The 20,668-nt window shown below is 71.3% G+C and carries 16 protein-coding genes and 5 tRNA genes; 10 read left to right on the plus strand and 11 right to left on the minus strand.

All coding sequences use genetic code 11. The features are described 5' to 3' along the window. Nucleotides 1-73: 73 nt before the first annotated feature. Nucleotides 74-733 (minus strand): response regulator transcription factor, encoded by a 660-nt coding sequence (locus ACZ8ZB_RS16015; protein WP_470738405.1) that lies wholly within the window; start codon nucleotides 731-733, stop codon nucleotides 74-76. 30 nt (nucleotides 734-763) lie between these two features. Next, nucleotides 764-1,759 carry a HAMP domain-containing sensor histidine kinase gene (locus ACZ8ZB_RS16020; protein WP_470738406.1) on the minus strand — a complete coding sequence of 332 codons (996 nt, stop codon included), beginning with the start codon at nucleotides 1,757-1,759 and terminating at the stop codon, nucleotides 764-766. 418 nt (nucleotides 1,760-2,177) lie between these two features. Here ACZ8ZB_RS16020 and ACZ8ZB_RS16025 point away from each other — a divergent pair, with 418 nt between their 5' ends. Next, nucleotides 2,178-2,450, plus strand: a complete 273-nt coding sequence (locus ACZ8ZB_RS16025; protein WP_470738407.1) for a DUF3040 domain-containing protein — start codon at nucleotides 2,178-2,180, stop codon at nucleotides 2,448-2,450. Nucleotides 2,451-2,527: 77 nt separating this feature from the next. Here the strand turns inward: ACZ8ZB_RS16025 and ACZ8ZB_RS16030 are convergent. The 4 genes from ACZ8ZB_RS16030 to ACZ8ZB_RS16045 all read right to left on the minus strand — a co-directional run bounded on the left by ACZ8ZB_RS16030 (nucleotide 2,528) and on the right by ACZ8ZB_RS16045 (nucleotide 6,139). Beyond that, nucleotides 2,528-2,600: transfer RNA gene (locus ACZ8ZB_RS16030), tRNA-Lys, on the minus strand. Nucleotides 2,601-2,753: 153 nt separating this feature from the next. Then, nucleotides 2,754-4,892: a DEAD/DEAH box helicase gene (locus tag ACZ8ZB_RS16035; RefSeq protein WP_470738408.1), complete on the minus strand. Its 2,139-nt coding sequence runs from the start codon at nucleotides 4,890-4,892 to the stop codon at nucleotides 2,754-2,756. 246 nt (nucleotides 4,893-5,138) lie between these two features. Next, entirely contained in the window at nucleotides 5,139-5,690 is a 552-nt protein-coding gene (locus tag ACZ8ZB_RS16040) for a hypothetical protein (protein WP_470738409.1), read from the minus strand. Between the two features lie 98 nt (nucleotides 5,691-5,788). Continuing rightward, nucleotides 5,789-6,139: a metallopeptidase family protein gene (locus ACZ8ZB_RS16045; RefSeq protein ID WP_159534388.1), complete on the minus strand. Its 351-nt coding sequence runs from the start codon at nucleotides 6,137-6,139 to the stop codon at nucleotides 5,789-5,791. Nucleotides 6,140-6,223: 84 nt separating this feature from the next. On the opposite strand from ACZ8ZB_RS16045, the gene ACZ8ZB_RS16050 reads away from it, so the two are divergent. The 7 genes from ACZ8ZB_RS16050 to ACZ8ZB_RS16080 all read left to right on the plus strand — a co-directional run bounded on the left by ACZ8ZB_RS16050 (nucleotide 6,224) and on the right by ACZ8ZB_RS16080 (nucleotide 13,120). Next, on the plus strand, nucleotides 6,224-7,816 hold the full coding sequence (locus tag ACZ8ZB_RS16050) for a metallophosphoesterase family protein (RefSeq protein WP_470738410.1): 1,593 nt from the start codon (nucleotides 6,224-6,226) through the stop codon (nucleotides 7,814-7,816). Nucleotides 7,817-7,896: 80 nt separating this feature from the next. Beyond that, nucleotides 7,897-7,969, plus strand: a tRNA-Glu gene (locus ACZ8ZB_RS16055). 37 nt (nucleotides 7,970-8,006) lie between these two features. Beyond that, a tRNA-Asp gene (locus tag ACZ8ZB_RS16060) sits at nucleotides 8,007-8,081 on the plus strand. A 24-nt stretch (nucleotides 8,082-8,105) separates the two neighbouring features. Continuing rightward, a tRNA-Phe gene (locus ACZ8ZB_RS16065) sits at nucleotides 8,106-8,179 on the plus strand. Nucleotides 8,180-8,305: 126 nt separating this feature from the next. Then, the gene (gene hrpA, locus ACZ8ZB_RS16070) at nucleotides 8,306-12,286 is read left to right on the plus strand and encodes an ATP-dependent RNA helicase HrpA (RefSeq protein ID WP_470738411.1); all 3,981 of its coding nucleotides are present in this window, start codon (nucleotides 8,306-8,308) and stop codon (nucleotides 12,284-12,286) included. Nucleotides 12,287-12,379: 93 nt separating this feature from the next. After that, nucleotides 12,380-12,454: transfer RNA gene (locus ACZ8ZB_RS16075), tRNA-Asp, on the plus strand. A 468-nt stretch (nucleotides 12,455-12,922) separates the two neighbouring features. After that, complete coding sequence (locus ACZ8ZB_RS16080; protein WP_470738412.1) at nucleotides 12,923-13,120, plus strand: DUF6274 family protein; 198 nt, start codon at nucleotides 12,923-12,925, stop codon at nucleotides 13,118-13,120. Nucleotides 13,121-13,556: 436 nt separating this feature from the next. Here the strand turns inward: ACZ8ZB_RS16080 and bldC are convergent, their stop codons facing one another. Then, nucleotides 13,557-13,763 carry a developmental transcriptional regulator BldC gene (gene bldC / locus ACZ8ZB_RS16085; protein WP_003949541.1) on the minus strand — a complete coding sequence of 69 codons (207 nt, stop codon included), beginning with the start codon at nucleotides 13,761-13,763 and terminating at the stop codon, nucleotides 13,557-13,559. Nucleotides 13,764-14,301: 538 nt separating this feature from the next. Further along, nucleotides 14,302-15,144, minus strand: a complete 843-nt coding sequence (locus ACZ8ZB_RS16090; protein ID WP_470738413.1) for a DUF8083 family protein — start codon at nucleotides 15,142-15,144, stop codon at nucleotides 14,302-14,304. Nucleotides 15,145-15,365: 221 nt separating this feature from the next. Here ACZ8ZB_RS16090 and ACZ8ZB_RS16095 point away from each other — a divergent pair, with 221 nt between their 5' ends. Both ACZ8ZB_RS16095 and ACZ8ZB_RS16100 read left to right on the plus strand, forming a co-directional pair. Next, on the plus strand, nucleotides 15,366-16,454 hold the full coding sequence (locus ACZ8ZB_RS16095) for a Leu/Phe/Val dehydrogenase (protein ID WP_470738414.1): 1,089 nt from the start codon (nucleotides 15,366-15,368) through the stop codon (nucleotides 16,452-16,454). 318 nt (nucleotides 16,455-16,772) lie between these two features. Then, nucleotides 16,773-17,021 (plus strand): DUF3073 domain-containing protein, encoded by a 249-nt coding sequence (locus ACZ8ZB_RS16100; RefSeq protein WP_030820419.1) that lies wholly within the window; start codon nucleotides 16,773-16,775, stop codon nucleotides 17,019-17,021. Nucleotides 17,022-17,153: 132 nt separating this feature from the next. Here ACZ8ZB_RS16100 and purM read toward each other — a convergent pair whose 3' ends face one another. The 3 genes from purM to ACZ8ZB_RS16115 form a co-directional block, all read right to left on the minus strand. Then, on the minus strand, nucleotides 17,154-18,221 hold the full coding sequence (gene purM, locus ACZ8ZB_RS16105; protein WP_470738415.1) for a phosphoribosylformylglycinamidine cyclo-ligase: 1,068 nt from the start codon (nucleotides 18,219-18,221) through the stop codon (nucleotides 17,154-17,156). Between the two features lie 33 nt (nucleotides 18,222-18,254). Further along, nucleotides 18,255-19,781, minus strand: a complete 1,527-nt coding sequence (gene purF, locus ACZ8ZB_RS16110) for an amidophosphoribosyltransferase (RefSeq protein WP_470738416.1) — start codon at nucleotides 19,779-19,781, stop codon at nucleotides 18,255-18,257. A gap of 62 nt (nucleotides 19,782-19,843) precedes the next feature. Beyond that, complete coding sequence (locus ACZ8ZB_RS16115) at nucleotides 19,844-20,629, minus strand: META domain-containing protein (RefSeq protein WP_470738417.1); 786 nt, start codon at nucleotides 20,627-20,629, stop codon at nucleotides 19,844-19,846. Nucleotides 20,630-20,668 lie beyond the last annotated feature (39 nt).

Below are 20,668 nucleotides of genomic sequence, written 5' to 3' on the forward strand. Positions count from 1 at the left end.
CGGTTCCTACTTCCAGGGGGCGGGCCTGTGGGCGTCCAGTCTGACAACAGGAGCGGCCGGCCCCTGCGCCGGTTCAGGGCTCGATCAGCCCCACGCGGATGGCGTACCGGGTGAGTTCCAGGCGGTCCTTCAGGCCGAGCTTGGCCAGCAGGTTGGCGCGGTGCCGCTCCACGGTCTTGGGGCTGATGGCGAGGAGGCCGGCGATCTGCTGCGAGGTGTGGCCCTCGGCGACCAGCTTCAGGATCTCCTCCTCGCGGTCGGTGATCGCCTTGGCCGGCAGGGCGCGGCCCTCCCGCGCGAGGTCCAGGTAGTTGTGGATGAGGGCGTTGACGGCGCCGGGGTAGAGGAACGGCTCGCCGCGCATGGTGGCGTGGCAGGCCTCGACGAGGTCGCGGTCGGCGACGGACTTCAGGACGTAGCCGGAGGCCCCGGCGGCGAGGGCCTCGAAGAAGAACTGCTCGTTGTCGTACATGGTCAGGATGAGGATGCGCGTCTCCGGCAGGGAACGGGAGAGCTCACGGGCCGCCTGGAGGCCGGTGCGGCGGGGCATCGCGATGTCCAGGATGGCCAGGTCGGGGCGGTGTTCATGGGCCTGCTCGAGGGCTTCGGAGCCGTCGGCGGCCTCGGCGACGACGGTCAGGTCCGGTTCGCCGTCGAGGATGAGGCGAACCCCCCGGCGGACCAGCGCGTGGTCGTCGGCGAGCAGGATGCGGGTGGGGGCCGGGTCGGTCATGTGTCAGCGTTTCCGGTCGAGGGGCATCGGTCACGGGGGCGGGGCGTGCGCGGACTCCCGCACGGGGACGAGGGCGTGCGCGGGGAAACGGGCCGGGACGGGAACGGCCAGGCGCACCTCGGTGCCGCCGCCGTCGGCACGGTCCACGGTCAGGCGGGCGCCGACCAGCAGGGCGCGCTCCCGCATCCCGCGGATGCCGGCGCCCTCCCGGGCGACGCCGGTGCCGCGGCCGTCGTCCCGGACGCGGAGCTCGACACCGCCGGGCGCGCGGCGCAGGGCGAGCTCGGCGTGGCGGGCCCGGGCGTGGCGGGCGGTGTTGGTGAGGCCTTCCTGGGCGACCCGGTAGATGACCAGTTCGGTCTCCCGGTCCAGCTCGGGCAGGTCCGCGTCGAGGCAGTGCTGGACGCTCAGACCGGGCCCGCCGAACTCGGTGGCGAGGGCCTTGAGCGCGCTGGCCAGCCCGAGCTCGTCCAGCACCCCGGGGCGCAGCCGGCGGGCGATGCGCCGGATCTCCTCGAGACTCGCCCGGGTGGTCTCCTGCACCTGGCGCAGCTCCTCGCCCAGGCCGGGCGGGGCGTGGTCGGCGGCGCGCTTGAGCTGGAGCAGCACGGCGGTGAGGGACTGGCCGACCTCGTCGTGCAGCTCGCGGGCGACGCGCCGGCGCTCGGCCTCCTGCGCGGACAGGGCGCGGGCGCTGCTCGTGGCGCGCTCGTCCTCCAGCCGGTCCAGCATGGTGTTGAACGTGGTGATCAGCTCGGCGATCTCACCGCGTCCGCCGACCGCCGGGCGGTGTCCGGGGTGGAGCAGGTCCGTCGTCGTCATCGCGCGGGTCAGGCGCTGGAGCGGGGCGAGGCCCACACGGAGCAGCAGCGCGTTGGCGACGAGCATGGCGGCCAGCCCCACCGTGAGAACCGCGGCCTCGGTGAGCAGGACCGGCGTGGACACGGTGACGGGTCCCAGCAGCAGGGCCGTGGCCACGATGAGCACGACGGCGTTCAGCAGGAAGATCCGCCAGAACAGAGGCACCCCGTACCGCCTCCTCGCCGTCGGCCGCTCGCCACGGGCTCCCGGTGCGGGAGAGCCCGACGGCCCGCGGTCCGGGGGCGCGGCGCGGGCCGTCACTCTTAGCGTGTGCGCCGAGCGGTCCCCGCGCCATCGGTGACAACCCCCATTTCTCCCCCGGCCGCCCGGCCGGCCGGGCGGCCCGTGTACGCAGTGGCCCCCGGGGTGGATGGGGCCCGCGACGGATGGTGGCCGGCGGCGGCGGTGGGCGACGCTGGAGTCTCTCGCACCGGGTGGGTGACGATGTCGGCGGGCGGGCAAACTCCTTTGTACCGTGCCGAGTTGGCGGCAGGCCGACGGTCGGACCGATGACGCCCCGGTGTCACGGAGCGATGGCCGTCGACGGTGTCACCGGGCGGCCGCCCCCTGGGAAGGAGGAGCCGTGTCCCAGCCCGACGACGAGCACCTGGTCGACCTCGCGGCCCGTCTCGAGCACGAGGACCCCCGTTTCGTCCGCCCGCTGCCCGGAGGCCGTCCGGCCCGCCCCCGCGAGCACCGGCGCACGGGCGCCCGGTGGGCTCTGGTCATCGGGGTGGTCATGCTCGCCGCGGGCATCGCCCTCCCCGACGGCCTCCTCATCGCGGCGGGTCTGGTCCTCGCCGGGATCGCCGTGCAGCTCCTCGACCCGATCCGGGACGAGCGCCCCGCGAAATGACGCGGCGCCCGAGCCGGCCGAAGCCGGTTCGAGCGCCGCGCGGCAGGTCAGAGGCGATGTGCCGCTCCTGCCGGAGGTAGGCCCTGTGGGACTCGAACCCACAACCAATGGATTAAAAGTCCACTGCTCTGCCAATTGAGCTAAGGGCCCCTGGCGATGTTGCCTCCCCGAGCATAGCCGGACGCGGCCGGGACTCCGATCGGGTATCGCCGAGGCAGGGCCGGACGTGTCCCGCGCGGAACGCGGGAGGGCCCGCACGACGGGTGTCGTGCGGGCCCTCCCGGTCGGCCGGGTGAGGCCGTGTCAGCCGTTGCGCTTCCAGCGCGGCTTGTCCTCGCGACGGCCGAAGGAGCCGCCGCGGTGGTCGTCACGACGGCCGTACGGGCGGTCGTGGGAGCCGGAGTGGAAGCCGGGGCGGTCGCCCTGGCGGTCGCGGTTGAACGGACGGTCGCTGCCGCGGTGGCCGCCGCGGTCGTCGCGACGGAACCCGCCGCGGTCACCGCGGTCGCGGTTGAACCCGCCACGGTCGTCACGACGCTCGAAGGAACGCCCGCCGCGGTCGTCACGGCGCTCCTCGCGACGGAACCCGCCACGGTCGTCCCGGCGGTCACCGCGGTCGCGGTTGAACCCACCGCGGTCGTCACGACGCTCGAAGGAACGCCCACCACGGTCGTCACGACGGTCGTCACGACGCTCGAAGGAACGCCCGCCGCGGTCGTCACGGCGCTCCTCGCGACGGAACCCGCCACGGTCGTCCCGGCGGTCACCGCGGTCGCGGTTGAACCCACCGCGGTCGTCACGACGCTCGAAGGAACGCCCACCACGGTCGTCACGACGGTCGTCACGACGCTCGAAGGAACGCCCGCCGCGGTCGTCACGGCGCTCGCGCCGCTCGTACGGCGCCGGGGCCTCCGTACGCTCCGCGCGCTCGGTCCGCTCGACGTCCCGCGCGGTCGGCTGCTCCGGCAGCGTGACCCCGGCCTCGGCCGCCTCGGCGGCCTCGGCGGCCACCGTCTCGACGTCCTCGCCGCGCTCGCGCGCGACCCGGGCCAGCAGACGGTCGGCCTCGTCGCGCAGCTCGGAGGCGCGGCGCTGGGCCCGCTCCAGCTCCTTGGTGAGCTGGGCGACCTCGCGCTCGGCCTGCTGCGCCGCGTTGCCGGCCGACTCGGCCTGCACCTCGGTCATCGACCGGGCTCCGGTGATCTCGGCGACCTCCGGCTCGAAGGCGGCGCCGCCCTGGATGATGTGGCGCGTGGCGTCGACGCCCGCGTCCTCCATCAGCCGGAAGATCTGGCGGCGCTGGTGCGGCAGGGACAGGGAGACGACGGTGCCGGTGCGGCCGGCGCGCGCCGTGCGGCCCGCGCGGTGCAGGTAGTCCTTGTGGTCGCCGGCCGGGTCAACGTTGAGGACCAGGTCGATGCCGTCGACGTGGATGCCGCGCGCGGCGACGTCGGTGGCGACCAGGACGTTGACGTAGCCGTCCTTGAAGTCGGCCAGGGTGCGCGTCCGCGCGCCCTGCGTCATGCCGCCGTGCAGCGCGTCCGCCTTCACCCCGGCGTCCCGCAGCTGCTCGGCGACGCGGTCGGCGCCCAGCTGGGTGCGGACGAAGATGATGGTGCGGCCCTTGCGGGAGGCGATGGCGGCGGTGACCGGCGCCTTGTCCTTGGGCTTCACGACGAGGATGTGGTGCGACATGGTCGTCACCGCGCCCTGCGCCGCGTCGACCTCGTGCGTCGCCGGGTCGTCGAGGTACCGGTCGACGAGGGTCTTGATCTCGTTCTCCATGGTCGCGGAGAACAGCATCCGCTGACCGCCCGCCGGGACCTGGTCGAGGAGTTCGGTGACCTCGGGCAGGAAGCCCAGGTCGGACATCTGGTCGGCCTCGTCGAGGACGGTGATCTGCACGTTCTCCAGCGAGCAGGCGCCGCGGTTGATGATGTCCCGCAGCCGGCCCGGGGTGGCGACCAGGATGTCGACGCCGCGCTCGAGGGCGTAGATCTGGTTGCCCATGGACGTGCCGCCGCAGACGACCTTCATCTTCAGGCCGAGGACGTCCCCGTACGGCTGGAGCGCGTCGGCGACCTGCATGGCCAGCTCACGCGTCGGCGTCAGGATGACGGCGCGCGGCTTGTGCTTCTCGGTCCGTCCGCCGGCCAGCGTGGCCAGGGTCGGCAGACCGAAGGAGAGGGTCTTGCCGGAGCCGGTGCGGCCCCGGCCGAGGATGTCCTTGCCGGCCAGGGCGTCCGGGATGGTCGCGGCCTGGATCGGGAAGGGGGTGGTCACGCCGTTCTGCGCGAGCTTGCGCACGACGCCCTCGGGCAGGCCGAGGTCGGCGAAGGTGGTCTCGGGGGCCTCCGTCGTCTCGGTGGTGACGTCGGTGCGGGTGTCGGTGTCCTCGGTGTTCTCGGGCACGACGACGTGATCAGTACTGGCGATGGGCATACGAATGCGAAACCTTCCGGAGTCTCTTCGGCACGCGCCCGTCAACTCCGTGATTCGCAGGTCACAATGACGACCGCCTCGATGCGGTCCACCACGGCAGGGGAGAGAGTACGCGCCACACGGCGCGCTCTGCAGTGGCGCCGGGCAAATAGGGTCAGACGATCTGCCACCATACGCAACCGGCCCACCCGAATGCAAACCAGCAGGTGAGGGCGGGTCCGGAGGCGGGGAGGCGCGGGGAACGGCTCAGTAGACCGGCTCCCCCGCCTCCGGCGCCGGTTCCCGCTGCACCAACTGCGTCTCGGGCGGCTGGTGCGCCGACGAGGACGGCTCCGCCTGTGTCGGCTCCGGTTCCGCCGACGGCTCGGGCGGCGGTGGCGAGGGCTGCGGCTCCGGCGTGCGCGAAGGCTCCGAAGGCGCGGGGCCGTCGTCCGGGGTGGGCCCCGCCGGCCCGTCCGGCCCGCCGTCGGCCGGTGCGGACCGGCTGACCTCCGCGGACGGTGAGGCCTCGGTGGACGCCGTCTTCCCGGCCCTGACCCTGCCCTTCTTCCTCTCGCCTCCGCGCCCCTCGCCCTCGCCGTCCCCGCGCGCTCCGCCGGCCGACGTGGCGCCGTACCCGGCACCTCCGCCCGGGACCGCGGCGCCCCCGTCCGGCGCCTCACCGCCCGGCTTCCCGGCGGAGTGCGACGGTCCGGCGGCCCCGCCCGCACCGTCCCCGCCCACGCTCATGCAGCCGGCGGCAGCGGCGACGGCCACGACCGTGGCGGCCAGGCGGACGGGTACGTACAAGCGGCGCACGGGGCCACCTCCGGTTGGAGTGCAGGGTCGACAACCCCAACTCCCACCACCCGCGAGAGGACACGCGAACGGCACGGAGGTGTCGTCCGGATCACGCCCTATCCGTAGCCGAGCGCGTGCAGCCGGGCGTCGTCGATCCCGAAGTGGTGGGCGATCTCGTGCACCACCGTGATCTCCGTCTCGGCGACGACGTCCTCCCGGGACTCGCACATCCGCAGCGTCGGCCCCCGGTAGATGGTGATCCGGTCCGGCAGCACCCCCGCGTACCACTCGCCGCGCTCCGTCAACGGAGTCCCCTCGTACAGCCCGAGCAGCTCCGGATCGTCCGCCGGCGGCTCGTCCTCCACGAACACCGCGACGTTGTCCATCAGTCGGGTGAGTTCCGGCGGGATCCGATCCAGCGCCTCGGCGACCAGCTCCTCGAACATCTCGCGCGTCATCTCCAGCACAGAGCCATTGTCGGGCACGGGCCGTCCCCACGAGTCGCACACGGGCCCCGCATATCCGGCCACCGACATGGGCATACGGGACCAATGGCCCGCGTCCCCTCCGCCGTCCTGAACGCCCTCCAGCGCCTCCCCGGGGTCCCGCGGGCCCTCACCGCCCGCCACCGGCGCCCCCGCAGGCCCGCCACCGCGACGCCCGCCCTCGCCCCGCGGCCGCGCCCCTGGGCGCGCGCGGCCGGTCTCGTCGCCGTGGTCGTCCTCGGCGCCTGGCTCGGCCTGCTGGTCGTCGGCAACGTCCGGGTTCCCGTGGGCCCCATGAACACCACCATGACCCTGCGTCCCTCCGTCACCGGCGGCACGAAGATCAACGTTTCCCCGCTGGGCGCCCTCCAGCTCGACAGCCATGTCGCGCCCGTCCGCCTGGACGTCAACGTCGACCAGCTCGACCCCGAGCGCTCCCAGGCCCTCGTCGACCACCCCGAACGCCTCTCCGGCCTCCAGGACGAGGTGACCCGGGACATCGCCCACGGCACCGCCGACCTCGCCGTGCGCTCCTGCGTCGCCGTGGTCACCGGCGCCACCGCCCTCGGCCTCGCCGTCTACCGCCGCCCCCGCAGGGCCCTCGCCGCCGGCGGCCTCGCCCTCGGCCTGCTGGCCGCGTCCGGCGGCACGGCGTACGCCACCTGGAACCCCGACTCCGTCCTGGAACCCAGGTTCTCCGGCCTGCTCTCCTCCGCCCCGTCCCTGGTCGGCGACGCCCGCAGCATCGTCACGGAGTTCGACGTCTACCAGAAGGAGCTGGCACGCCTGGTCACCAACGTGACCAAGCTGTACGACGCCACCTCCACCCTCCCCGCCTATCAGCCCGACCCGACGACCATCCGCGTGCTGCACGTCTCCGACATCCACCTCAACCCGGCCAGCTGGAAGATCATCGCCTCGCTGGTGGAGCAGTACCGGGTGGACGTGATCGTCGACTCCGGCGACACGATGGACCACGGAACCGCCGCCGAGAACGGCTTCCTGGACCCCGTCGAGGACCTGGGCGCCCCCTACGTCTGGGTCCGCGGCAACCACGACTCGCTCGTCACCCAGCGCTACCTCGAAGGCATGAAGAACGTCCACGTCCTCGACGACGGCAGGGCGAGGACCGTCGCCGGCCTGCGCTTCGCCGGCATCGGCGACCCGCAGTTCACCCCCGACCGCTCGAAGCGGACCGGCGCCGAGCAGTCCCAGGAGCTGGCGGGCGCCCGGCTCGCCTCCGCCCTGCGCGACCAGCGGAACGCCGGCACCCCGGTGGACGTGGCGGTCGCCCACGAACCGTCCGCGGCCCGCGAGGTCGACGGCACCGTGCCGCTGGTGCTGGCCGGGCACATCCACCGCGAGGAGACGGAGGTCATGAAGTACGGCACCCGGCTCCGCGTCGAGGGCTCCACCGGCGGCAGCGGCCTGCGCGCCATCGAGGGGAAGTACCCGGACCCGATCGAGACGTCGATCCTCTACTTCGACCGTGACACCCGCCGTCTCCAGGCCTGGGACTCGATCGAGCTGGGCGGCCTCGGCCTCACCACGGCGGAGGTCAGCCGCCACCTCCCGGAGGAGAACCAGCCGGGGGCGACCACCTCGCCGTCCCCCTCCTCCGGGGCCCCGTCGGCCACCCCTCCGACGCCCGCGCCGTAAACCGTTTTGGCGATCCCTCCCGCCATCCCATATGCTTCTCACGTCCCCGACGCGCTGAGAAGCGCCCAGGCGGGCCGATAGCCCTCATCGTCTAGCGGCCTAGGACGCCGCCCTTTCAAGGCGGTAGCACGGGTTCGAATCCCGTTGGGGGCACGCACCACCCTGTGCGACACTGTCGTACGACACGCTTGGTCCTGTGGAGCAGTTTGGAGTGCTCGCCACCCTGTCAAGGTGGAGGCCGCGGGTTCAAATCCCGTCAGGACCGCTGGTGTTTCACGTGAAACACCGCGGCTGGGTAGCTCAGTTGGTACGAGCGATCGCCTGAAAAGCGATAGGTCGCCGGTTCGACCCCGGCCCCAGCCACAGCAAAGGCCCCGATCCTCGATCGGGGCCTTGTTGTGTGCCCCGCGCATGGACCTCCGCATGCGCTCCGCACCCCGGCAAAATCATTGGCCGCGAATTTTCGCGGGATGAGATCCTGGAGTCCGTATGTCTACGCACTCTGCCCCCGCTTTCGGTCCCCTCGCCTCCCGCCTCACCGAACTGTCACTGCGCGACGCGCACCGGCTCGGGCGTAGGCTCGAAGGCGCACGCGGGATCCGCAAGCCCGAGGCCCGCGCCGCCGTACTCGCCGAGATCGAGGCGGAGGTCGCCGGGGCCGAGGAGCGGATGGCCGGGCGACGCGCCCGGGTACCCGCGGTCACGTATCCCGAGCAGCTGCCCGTCAGCCAGAAGAAGGACGCGATCGCCGAGGCGATCCGTGATCACCAGGTGGTGATCGTCGCGGGTGAGACCGGTTCCGGCAAGACCACGCAGATCCCGAAGATCTGCATGGAGCTGGGCCGGGGCGTGCGGGGCATGATCGGGCACACGCAGCCCCGCCGGATCGCCGCGCGCACGGTCGCGGAGCGGGTGGCGGAGGAGCTGGACACGCCGCTGGGCGAGGCCGTCGGCTGGAAGGTCCGCTTCACCGACCAGGTGAACCCGGACGCCACCTTCATCAAGCTGATGACGGACGGCATCCTGCTCGCCGAGATCCAGACCGACCGCGAGCTGCGCGCCTACGACACGATCATCATCGACGAGGCCCACGAGCGGTCGCTCAACATCGACTTCCTGCTCGGCTACCTCGCGCAGCTGCTGCCGAAGCGGCCGGATCTCAAGGTCGTCATCACCTCCGCGACCATCGACCCGGAGCGTTTCTCCCGGCACTTCGGGGACGCGCCGATCATCGAGGTCAGCGGGCGCACCTATCCGGTGGAGGTGCGGTACCGGCCGCTGCTCGAGGAGGACTCCGACGACGCCGACCGCGACCAGATCACCGCGATCACGGACGCCGTCGAGGAGCTGATGGCGGAGGGGCCCGGCGACATCCTGGTGTTCCTCTCCGGTGAGCGGGAGATCAGGGACACGGCGGACGCGCTCACGAAGAAGCGGTACCGGTCGACCGAGGTGCTGCCGCTGTACGCCCGGCTGTCGCACGCCGAGCAGCACCGGGTGTTCCAGCAGCACAGCGGCCGCCGGATCGTCCTGGCGACCAACGTGGCCGAGACGTCCCTGACCGTGCCGGGCATCAAGTACGTCATCGACCCCGGGTTCGCCCGCATCTCCCGCTACAGCCACCGCACCAAGGTGCAGCGGCTGCCGATCGAGCCCGTCTCGCAGGCCAGCGCCAACCAGCGCAAGGGCCGCTGCGGCCGTACGTCGGACGGCATCTGCATCCGGCTGTACAGCGAGGACGACTTCCTGGCCCGTCCGGAGTTCACCGACGCGGAGATCCTGCGCACCAACCTCGCCTCGGTGATCCTGCAGATGACGGCGGCCGGCCTGGGCGAGATCGAGAAGTTCCCGTTCATCGACCCGCCGGACCACCGCAACATCCGCGACGGCGTGCAGCTGCTCCAGGAGCTGGGCGCGCTCGACGCGGCGCAGAAGGACCCCCGCAAGCGGCTGACGCAGACCGGGCGGAAGCTGGCGCAGCTGCCGGTGGACCCGCGGCTGGCCCGCATGGTGCTGGAGGCGGACAAGAACGGCTGTGTCCGCGAGGTCATGGTCATCGCGGCCGCGCTGTCGATCCAGGACCCGCGGGAGCGGCCCGCCGACAAGCAGACGCAGGCCGATCAGCAGCACGCCCGGTTCCGGGACGAGTCCAGCGACTTCCTCGCGTACCTCAACCTGTGGCGGTACGTGCGCGAACAGCAGAAGGAGCGCGGTTCGTCGTCGTTCCGCCGGATGTGCAAGCAGGAGTACCTGAACTTCCTGCGGATCCGCGAGTGGCAGGACATCTACACGCAGCTGCGCACGGTCGCCAAGCAGATGGGCATCCACCTCAACGAGGAGGACGCCGCCGACGACCGGATCCACGTCTCCCTGCTGGCCGGCCTGCTGTCGCACATCGGCATGAAGGACGTGAAGGAGTCCAAGGACTCCGGTCCGGGCGCCGGCCGCAAGGACGGCGGGCGCAACGAGTACCTGGGCGCGCGGAACGCCAAGTTCGCGATCTTCCCCGGTTCGGCGCTGTTCAAGAAGCCGCCGCGGTTCGTGATGTCGGCCGAGCTGGTGGAGACGTCCCGGCTGTGGGCGCGGGTCAACGCGAAGATCGAACCGGAGTGGGTGGAGCCGCTCGCGGAGCACCTGCTCAAGCGCACCTACAGCGAGCCGCACTGGGAGAAGGACCAGGCGGCCGTGATGGCGTACGAGAAGGTGACGCTGTACGGCGTGCCGATCGTGGCGCAGCGCAAGGTGAACTACGGACGGATCGACCCGGAGGTCTCCCGGGAGCTGTTCATCCGCAACGCCCTGGTCGAGGGCGACTGGCGGACGCACCACAAGTTCTACGCCGACAACCGGAAGCTGCTGACCGAGGTCGAGGAGCTGGAGCACCGCGCCCGGCGCCGGGACATCATGGTCGACGACGAGACCCTGTTCGACTTCTACGACCAGCGGATCCCCGAACACGTGGTGTCGGGGGCGCACTTCGACTCGTGGTGGAAGCACAAGCGGCACGAGCAGCCGGACTTCCTCGACTTCGAGCGGGAGATGCTGATCCGTGAGTCGGCGGAGGCGGTCACCAAGGCCGACTACCCCGACTCGTGGCGGCAGGGCCCGCTCAAGTTCCGGGTGACGTACCAGTTCGAGCCGGGTGCGGACGCCGACGGTGTGACGGTCCACGTTCCGCTCCAGGTGCTGAACCAGGTGACGGACGAGGGCTTCGACTGGCAGATCCCGGGGCTGCGCGAGGAGGTCGTCACGGAGTTGATCCGTTCGCTCCCCAAGCCGATCCGGCGCAACTACGTGCCGGCGCCGAACTACGCGAAGGCGTTCCTGGAGCGGGCGGTGCCCCTGCAGGAGCCGCTGACCGTGACGATGGCCCGTGAGCTGAAGCGGATGGTCGGGGTTCCCTTCGAGGCGGAGGACTTCGACTGGTCCCGCGTCCCGGACCACTTGAAGGTGACGTTCCGGATCGTTGACGAGCGGCGCCGCAAGGTCGCCGAGGACAAGGACCTGGAGGCTCTCAAGCTCCAGCTGCGGCCGAAGGCCCGCAAGGCGCTCTCCCAGGCGGCCGCCGCCACGGCGCAGCGCCGGGGCGGTGAGTCGCTGGAGCGCAAGGGGCTGACGGACTGGACGATCGGCTCGCTCACCCGTGTGTTCGAGACCCGTCGTGCCGGTCAGCCGGTGAAGGCGTATCCGGCGTTGGTCGACGACGGCGACACGGTGTCGGTCCGGCTGTTCGACACGGAGGCCGAGCAGGCGGAGGCGATGTGGAAGGGCACGCGCCGGCTGATCCTGCTGGGGATTCCGGTGAACCCCGCGAAGTTCGCTTCCGAGAAGCTGACGAACGCGCAGAAGCTGGCGCTGTCCGCCAATCCGCACGGTTCGGTGCAGGCCCTGTTCGACGACTGCGCGATGGCCGCGGCGGACCGGCTGATCGCCGACTTCGGCGGACCGGTGTGGGACGAGGAGTCCTACCGGAAGCTGTACGACAAGGTCCGCGCGGAGATCGTCGACACGACGGTCCGCGCGGTGGGCCAGGTGCAGCAGGTGCTGGCGGCGTGGCAGTCCTGTGAGCGCCGTCTGAAGGGCGTACGGAGCCCCGCCCTGCTGCCCAACCTCCAGGACGTACGGGAGCAGCTGGACGGGCTGGTGCGGCCCGGTTTCGTGACGGAGGCGGGGCTGCGGCGGCTGCCGGACCTGATGCGCTACCTGGTGGCCGCGGACCGGCGCCTGCAGCAGATGCCGACGAACGTGCAGCGGGACACCACGCGCATGGCGAAGGTCCACGAGATGCGGGACGAGTACGCGTGGCTGCTGGAGCAGATGCCGCAGGGGCGGCCGGTGCCGCGGCAGGTGCTGGACATCCGCTGGATGATCGAGGAGCTGCGGGTCAGCTACTTCGCCCACGCGCTCGGTACGGCGTACCCGGTGTCGGACAAGCGGATCGTGAAGGCGATCGACGCGGCGGCGCCGTGACGGGACCCGCACACAGGGTGAGTTCGACCGGGGGGCTCCACCTCCTGTAGAGTCCTTCTCGCAGCGCAACGCACGGACAGCGCCGCGAAACCTGGTCCTGTGGAGCAGTTTGGAGTGCTCGCCACCCTGTCAAGGTGGAGGCCGCGGGTTCAAATCCCGTCAGGACCGCAGTGAAGAGAAGGCCCGCACCCGCAAGGGATGCGGGCCTTCCGCATGAGGAGACGCTCGCGACGGAGGCCGCGCCCCGCGGCGGAGCCGCGCACAGACACAGCACATCCCGTCAGGACCTCAGCAAGGAGAAGGCCCGCACCCGCAAGGGATGCGGGCCTTCCGCATGCGCACACCCCCGCAACGGAGGCCGCGCCCCGCGGCGGACACGGTTCTTCCGCGTGAGGGCACGTCACGGCGGAGCCGCGCAGGACCACGACACACCCCGTCAGGACCGCGTTCCCGGAAGGCCGGTGACCCGCGGCGGACGCGGGTCTCGGACACGGCGGAAGCCCGGGCCCCGGGCTCCTCTGCGCGGACGGTGTGCCGTGCGCCTCCCTGTGCCCCCCTGCCGTCTTGACGCGCCCGCCGCCCCCCGGTACTCCAAGAAGCAGGGCACCGCTCCGTGTGGCCCCCTGGAGGTGGCGTATGGCGGCATCGGCCGGGCACGAGACACGGGCACTGCTCCGCGCGCACCTGTCGGCCGCGTCGTCGTACCGGCACCTCACCCGCCGCCGCCCCCTCCGCCACCGCCTCCTGCGGCTGGAGACGGACTCCGCGCCCCGTCCCTCGGCCCCCTCCCGGCCGACCGGGGAACAACCCGGCCCCAACGCCCGTTCCCTCTAGCGCATATGCCGCAGGCTCAACAAGCCAGCCGGTATGTGACGGGTGTCACCATATGAGTTTTGGGAAGTGCGGTACTTACGCCTCCCCTACAACAGGTCAATTTAATATGTGCAATTGCACTGCTCGGAGAGGCCCGCGCTGGCCGGCGCACAGGTGATCCCCCACTCGCCCCCAGAGTCCGACAAGCTCGCACACGGAGCGTTCCACGGACCTCGCCAGGAGCGGGCCGGCCCCCCGTGAGCGCACAAAAAAGATCGCGCTGGACCCGGCGGAGTCCAGCGCGATCGACGACGCACCCTTGTTCAGTTGCCTGGAAAGCTCTGATCGGCTTGGGCGAGGGGCCTGTTGGGGCAGTCCCCGCGTCGTTCGGAGCCAGGGTTCCCGGGCGCCTCGACCGGTGGGGGACCGGCCGGCCGTACCCGGTTCATGCGGTGGTTCAGGCCTCGCTGCGCTGCTGCGGAATGCCCGCGAGCAGTGCGCGGACCTCGGCTTCGCGGTAGCGGCGGTGCCCGCCGAGCGTGCGGATCGACGTGAGCTTGCCTGCCTTCGCCCAGCGCGTGACCGTCTTGGGGTCGACGCGGAACATGGTGGCGACCTCAGCCGGGGTCAGCAGCGGCTCGGCATCAGGGGTGCGAGCGGTCATGAGCGGCCTCCTCGGGAGAACCGAACCTTCTCGGTTCTTTCCTCTAAATTCTGCACCTTGACCCGCGTTGCCCGAAATGGCGGACGCGAGTCGAGTCGGTTATAGGACGAACGGCTTGTCCTCGGCACTACAACTACACCATCTGTCCAGCCACGTCGGCCAAACCGATGGAATTGCCCTCCCAGGTGTTCATCAGCCGCGGAAGCCGATGGACCGTGCCATAGCGGACAGTCACGCCACTGTGACGATCAGTCACAGCAGCGATCAGGAGTCACCAGACCCCCCAAAGCGTGCATTGCCGAGATTCCGCCCGCAGTCGAGCACATCAGGACGGAAGAGTCCTCCCGGACTCCTTGTCCTATTTTGGCATGAGGGTGGGCAAGGGGCGCAAGGGGCGTGTAAGTGCGGTCCGTCACGCTTGACGCGCTTGGGACATACGCCCGGATCGGCGTCTACGTCCGTTCCCCGACCCGTACTGACAGGACCTCAGTCACCTCAGGGCGAAGACGAAACCCCAAGAACGGCGTTTGGTCAAACGTCAGTTCGCCGAGCGCAGGTCGCGGACCGACCGCCAGCGCTCCACGAGGCGCCCGTAGGCCGCCCCGGCGCCCTCCTCGTCGCCCCGGCGCAGCGCCGCGATCCCTTCGGCCACGTCCGCCGCCGAGCGGTCGCCCTCGAGCACGCCGGCCGGCAGGGCGTGCACCAGTCCGCCGTAGTCCAGCTCCACCAGCGAGCGCGGGTGGAACTCCTCCAGCCAGCGCCCGACGTCCACGAGTCCGTCGATCAGCAGGCTCTCGTCCACGGCGTCCCTGAGCGCCCGCAGCCCCCGCGCCACCCGTCGGCGGGCCTGGACCATCGGGGTCCGGTACCGCAGGGCGGGCTCCTCGCCGGCGGAGCCCTCGACGTACTCCCGCTCGTCGTCCGCGAACAGCACGAACCAGTTGATCGGCACCTGCCAGGTCGCGGTGCGGATCCACGGCCGGGCGTCGGGGTGATCGGCCAGCCAGCGCTCGTAGTCCCGGGTCGCCTGGTGCCGTACGACCGGGGGCAGCAGGGCGTCCAGGACCGGCAGCGGGAAGTCCTCGGCCAGCTCGCCCAGGGCCTGCCAGCCGCGCAGCCGGGTGCGCCAGGGGCAGACGCGGACCACGCCGTCGGCCTCCAGCACGAACGCGTCGTCGCTCTCGTGCACCGGCACCGGCACCGGCGGGGTGGGCACGAGGTCGGCCAGGGAGCGGCGGAGCTCGTCCTGGCAGGAGGGGCGGTCGGGGCGACGGGCGTAACGGGCCCAGTGGCCGCGTTCCGGTTCCGGGAAGGCGGTCAGTGGTTCGTACACGCGCAAGTAGGTCGCGTAGGGGACGATCACCGAGGACACCTTGGGCACGCCTGCTCCCTCCCCCGAGGACCGTCGCGAAAACCTGCCGGGCCCCCGCCCGGACGGGTGGGAAACCCCTGCGAACCGGCCGCACTGCGGTACTCCGGACGGAGGTGATCCGGGGCACGGTGCCGCCGACGGGCGTCCGAGGATCTAATCTCGTGCCACAGCCCTCGCCACCTCTACGGGGGCCGACCCCACCCGCCGCTACTTACTCAGGAGTCACCACAGTGACCGACGTATCTGCCGGCGTCCTGCACACCCTGTTCCGCTCGGACCAGGGGGGCCATGAGCAAGTCGTGCTCTGCCAGGACCGCGCCACCGGCCTCAAGGCCGTCATCGCCATCCACTCCACCGCACTGGGCCCCGCCCTCGGCGGTACGCGCTTCTACCCGTACGCCTCCGAGGAGGAGGCCGTCGCCGACGCGCTGAACCTCGCCCGCGGGATGTCGTACAAGAACGCCATGGCCGGGCTCGACCACGGCGGCGGCAAGGCCGTGATCATCGGCGACCCGGAGCAGCTCAAGTCCGAGGAGCTGCTGCTGGCCTACGGCCGGTTCGTCGCCTCGCTCGGCGGCCGGTACGTCACCGCCTGCGACGTCGGCACCTACGTCGCCGACATGGACGTCGTGGCCCGGGAGTGCCGCTGGACCACCGGCCGCTCCCCGGAGAACGGCGGCGCGGGCGACTCCTCCGTGCTCACCTCCTACGGCGTCTACCAGGGCATGCGGGCCGCCGCCCAGCACCTGTGGGGCGACCCCTCGCTGCGCGACCGCAAGGTCGGCGTCGCCGGCGTCGGCAAGGTCGGCCACCACCTGGTGGAGCACCTGCGCGCCGAGGGCGCCGAGGTCGTGATCACCGACGTGCGCGAGGACGCCGTGCGACGGGTCCTCGACCGGCACCCCCAGGGCGTGTCGGCCGTCGCCGACACCGAGGCGCTGATCCGCGCCGAAGGGCTGGACGTCTACGCCCCGTGTGCGCTCGGCGGGGCGCTGAACGACGACAGCGTGCCGGTGCTGACCGCCAAGGTGGTCTGCGGCGCCGCCAACAACCAGCTCGCCCACCCGGGCGTGGAGAAGGACCTCGCCGACCGCGGGATCCTCTACGCACCGGACTACGTGGTGAACGCCGGCGGTGTCATCCAGGTCGCCGACGAGCTGCACGGCTTCGACTTCGACCGGTGCAAGGCGAAGGCGTCCAAGATCTTCGACACCACGCTCGCCATATTCGCACGTGCGAAGGAGGACGGGATTCCGCCGGCCGCCGCGGCCGACCGGATCGCCGAGCAGCGGATGGCGGAGGCGCGCCCGGCGCGATGACGCGTACGAGGACGGCCCGACCCGGGACGTCTTCGCACACATGTGCGGTACTCGCCGGGGGGTACTTGGAGAGAACTCTCACTTCTCCCGGCGGGTCGACCGTCGATAAGTGGTTAAAATCGCGGTTGACCAGCGAGGACGGGGCGCCTCGAAGGTCCTGGGCGCGGGCACGTCATGCGGGCGACGTACCGTATGGGCGCGGGCTCAGGTACCGTGGAAGCCCTACGGACCGGTCTCTCCGCGGAGAGTCCGTTCTGGACCATGAACGCGTGTCAAGACTCTGGGGCCGTCGAGCCCCGTCGTTGAGGGGGTCGAGCCATGGGGCGCGGCCGGGCCAAGGCCAAGCAGACGAAGGTCGCCCGCCAGCTGAAGTACAACAGCGGTGGGACTGATCTCTCACGCCTGGCCGAGGAGCTGGGCGCATCGCCATCGAACCAGCCACCGAACGGTGAGCGTTTCGAGGACGATGAGCAAGACGACGACCTGTACGCACGGTACGCCGACCTCTATGAGGACGACGACGAGGACGAGGGCGACCCGTCCTCGCAACAGCGTCGCGGCGCTTGACCTTGCGCTGAACACCAGCCCGGTCGGTGACTCCGGTCACCGACCGGGTTTAGTGCTGCCTCGGCCGGCCCGGCGGCCCTGACCATCCGGCGTGCCGCCCGCACGGTGACCGTGCGGGCGGCACGCCGTCGCTCACTTCGCGTAGTCACCGACAAGGGCCGCGCCCGTGGTGTGCTCGCCGCGGTCGGTGATCTCACCGGCCACCCAGGCGTCCACCCCGCGGTCGGCCAGCGTCGCCAGCGCCACGTCGACGGACTCCTGCGGCACGATCGCGATCATGCCGACGCCCATGTTCAGCGTCTTCTCCAGCTCCAGCCGCTCGACCGAACCGGTCCGACCGACCAGGTCGAACACCGGTGCGGGCGCCCAGGTGGAGCGGTCCACGGTCGCGTGCAGTCCGTCGGGGATCACACGGGCCAGGTTGGCCGCGAGGCCGCCGCCGGTGACGTGGCTGAACGCGTGCACCTCGGTGGTGCGGATCAGGGCCAGGCAGTCCAGCGAATAGATCTTGGTGGGCTCCAGGAGCTCCTCGCCGAGGGTGCGGCCCAGCTCGTCGATCCGGACGTCCAGGGCGAGCCCCGCGCGGTCCAGCAGCACGTGGCGGACGAGGGAGTAGCCGTTGGAGTGAAGTCCGGAGGACGCCATGGCGATCACCGCGTCACCCGTGCGGATGCGGTCCGCGCCGAGCAGCCGGTCGGCCTCCACGACGCCCGTACCGGCCCCGGCGACGTCGAAGTCGTCCGGACCCAGCAGGCCGGGGTGCTCGGCCGTCTCGCCGCCGACCAGGGCGCATCCGGCCAGCACACAGCCCTCCGCGATGCCCTTGACGATGGCGGCGACACGCTCGGGGTGGACCTTGCCGACACAGATGTAGTCGGTCATGAAGAGCGGTTCGGCGCCGCACACCACGATGTCGTCCATCACCATGGCGACCAGGTCGTGACCGATGGAGTCGTAGACGCCCATCCGCCGCGCGATGTCGACCTTGGTGCCGACGCCGTCCGTGGCGGAGGCGAGCAGGGGCCGCTCGTAGTTCTTCAGGGCGGAGGCGTCGAAGAGGCCGGCGAACCCGCCGAGGCCGCCGAGGACCTCGGGGCGCCGCGTCTTCCTCACCCACTCCTTCATCAGCTCGACGGCGTGGTCGCCCGCCTCGATGTCGACGCCCGCCGCTGCGTAGCTGGCACCAGTGTTCTGGGACATGACTGTGAGAGCTTTCGTGTCGTCCGTCAGGGCTTACGGGCGGCGGATCGCGTCGACCGAGGCCGGGGCGGCGGTTCCGGCGGCCAGCTCGGTCTCCAGGAGCTGCTTGCCGAGGAGCTCGGGGTCGGGCAGCTCCATCGGGTACTCGCCGTCGAAGCAGGCGCGGCACAGGTTCGGCTTGGCGATGGTGGTCGCCTCGATCATGCCGTCGATGGAGATGTACGACAGGGAGTCGGCTCCCAGCGAGGTGCCGATCTCGTCGATGGTCATGCCGTTGGCGATGAGCTCGGCGCGGGTGGCGAAGTCGATGCCGAAGAAGCAGGGCCACTTCACGGGCGGCGAGGAGATCCGGATGTGGACCTCGGCGGCGCCCGCCTCGCGGAGCATGCGGACCAGGGCGCGCTGGGTGTTGCCGCGCACGATCGAGTCGTCGACGACGACCAGGCGCTTGCCCTTGATGACTTCCTTGAGCGGGTTCAGCTTCAGGCGGATGCCGAGCTGCCGGATGGTCTGCGAGGGCTGGATGAACGTACGTCCGACGTACGCGTTCTTGACCAGGCCGGCGCCGAAGGGGATGCCGGAGGCCTCCGCGTAGCCGATGGCGGCCGGAGTGCCGGACTCCGGGGTCGCTATGACCAGGTCGGCCTCGACGGGGGCTTCCTTCGCGAGCTTGCGGCCCATCTCGACACGCGAGAGGTACACGTTCCGGCCGGCGATGTCGGTGTCCGGGCGGGCCAGGTACACGTACTCGAAGACACAGCCCTTGGGCTTCGCTTCCGCGAACCGGGAGGTGCGCAGTCCGTTCTGGTCGATGGCGACGAACTCGCCCGGCTCGATCTCGCGCACGAAACTCGCGCCGCAGATGTCGAGGGCGGCGGACTCGGAGGCGACGACCCAGCCGCGCTCCAGGCGGCCGAGGACCAGCGGACGGATGCCCTGCGGGTCGCGGGCCGCGTACAGGGTGTTCTCGTCCATGAAGACGAGGCTGAAGGCGCCCCTGACCTTGGGGAGGACCGCGTGCGCGGCCTGCTCCACGGTCACCGGCTCGCCGTCGGCGGCGCGCTGGCCTGCCAGCAGGGCGGTGATCAGGTCGGTGTCGTTGGTGGCCGCCACCTTGGGGGCGCGACCGTTCTCCTTGGGGAGTTCGGCGACCATCTCGGCGAGCTGCGCCGTGTTGACCAGGTTGCCGTTGTGGCCGAGCGCGATGGATCCGTGCGCGGTGGCGCGGAACGTCGGCTGGGCGTTCTCCCACACGGAGGCACCGGTGGTCGAGTAGCGGGCGTGTCCGACCGCGATATGACCCTGGAGCGAACCGAGAGAGGTCTCGTCGAAGACCTGGGAGACCAGGCCCATGTCCTTGAAGACGAGGATCTGGGAGCCGTTGCTGACCGCGATACCCGCGGATTCCTGGCCCCGATGCTGGAGGGCGTAGAGCCCGAAGTACGTGAGCTTGGCGACCTCTTCGCCCGGAGCCCAGACACCGAAGACGCCACAAGCGTCCTGGGGGCCCTTCTCGCCGGGGAGCAGGTCGTGGTTGAGTCGTCCGTCACCACGTGGCACGCCACCGAGTGTAGGCGAGACCGGCCGCTGGTCCGAATGCGGGATACGGCCCCGGCGGTGGATCAGCGTTCCGCGACGGCCCGCACACTGATGCCGTTTTCGCTGGTCAGCGTGAGGTTCCGGCCGTCGATCGCATAGTCCGCGGTGCCGTTGAACAGCTTCGTCAGCGCCTTCTCGGCGTCCATGAGTGAGTCTTCGCACATCATTCGGGTCAAGGCCGGCGCGCCGAGGGTGATATGGCCGTCGCGCACGGTGGCGTCGGCGTTCACGTGGTTGCAGCCGAGGCGGCCGGAGACGGTGCCCTCCTCCCGGTCGAAGGTGAGGTGGGCGCGTTCGCCGACGGCGGGCGTGGTGACGGTCCACCGGGTGCCGTACAGCGGGCTGTCCTCGGTCCGGCTCAGGCGCACGGTGTCGCCGGACCCGGTGGTGAGGGTGAGGCGGTCGTCGTCCACCTCGGACGTCAGGACGCTGCCGGAGAGCGCGCGGGAGAGGGCCCGTTCGACGTCCATGGACATGTCGTCGCAGGCCATCTCGGTGGACGCGGTGTCGCTGAGCGTGATCCGGTCGCCGTCGACGGCGGCGTCGGCGCTGAAGGTGTTGCAGCCGTAGCTGCCCTCGGCCCGGCCGCTGCCGTCGAGGACGAGGTGCGCTCCGTCGGGGGCGCGGTGGGCGGTGCCGTCGACGGTGAGGCCGTCGATGCTCCAGCGGACGCCGGTGACCGGCTGCTCCGCCTCGGCGGTGTCGCCGCCGGCGCCCGCCCGCTCACTGCCACAGGCCGCCGCGAGCGGGACGACGAGCACGGCGAGGGCCGTCAGGGTCATGCGCTGCTTGTGCCTCTGCCTGTACATGCCGATTCGACGTGGGCGGGAAGCAAGTGGTTCCCCCCG

The organism is Streptomyces sp. 12E (assembly GCF_055633275.1).

Bases quoted from the DNA above. Each gene is read 5' to 3' on its own strand.
- ACZ8ZB_RS16015 (WP_470738405.1), bottom strand. From the start codon at position 733: ATGACCGACCCGGCCCCCACCCGCATCCTGCTCGCCGACGACCACGCG.
- ACZ8ZB_RS16035 (WP_470738408.1), bottom strand. From the start codon at position 4,892: ATGCCCATCGCCAGTACTGATCACGTCGTCGTGCCCGAGAACACCGAG.
- ACZ8ZB_RS16050 (WP_470738410.1), top strand. From the start codon at position 6,224: ATGGCCCGCGTCCCCTCCGCCGTCCTGAACGCCCTCCAGCGCCTCCCC.
- hrpA (WP_470738411.1), top strand. From the start codon at position 8,306: ATGTCTACGCACTCTGCCCCCGCTTTCGGTCCCCTCGCCTCCCGCCTC.
- ACZ8ZB_RS16080 (WP_470738412.1), top strand. From the start codon at position 12,923: ATGGCGGCATCGGCCGGGCACGAGACACGGGCACTGCTCCGCGCGCAC.
- bldC (WP_003949541.1), bottom strand. From the start codon at position 13,763: ATGACCGCTCGCACCCCTGATGCCGAGCCGCTGCTGACCCCGGCTGAG.
- ACZ8ZB_RS16100 (WP_030820419.1), top strand. From the start codon at position 16,773: ATGGGGCGCGGCCGGGCCAAGGCCAAGCAGACGAAGGTCGCCCGCCAG.
- purM (WP_470738415.1), bottom strand. From the start codon at position 18,221: ATGTCCCAGAACACTGGTGCCAGCTACGCAGCGGCGGGCGTCGACATC.
- ACZ8ZB_RS16115 (WP_470738417.1), bottom strand. From the start codon at position 20,629: ATGTACAGGCAGAGGCACAAGCAGCGCATGACCCTGACGGCCCTCGCC.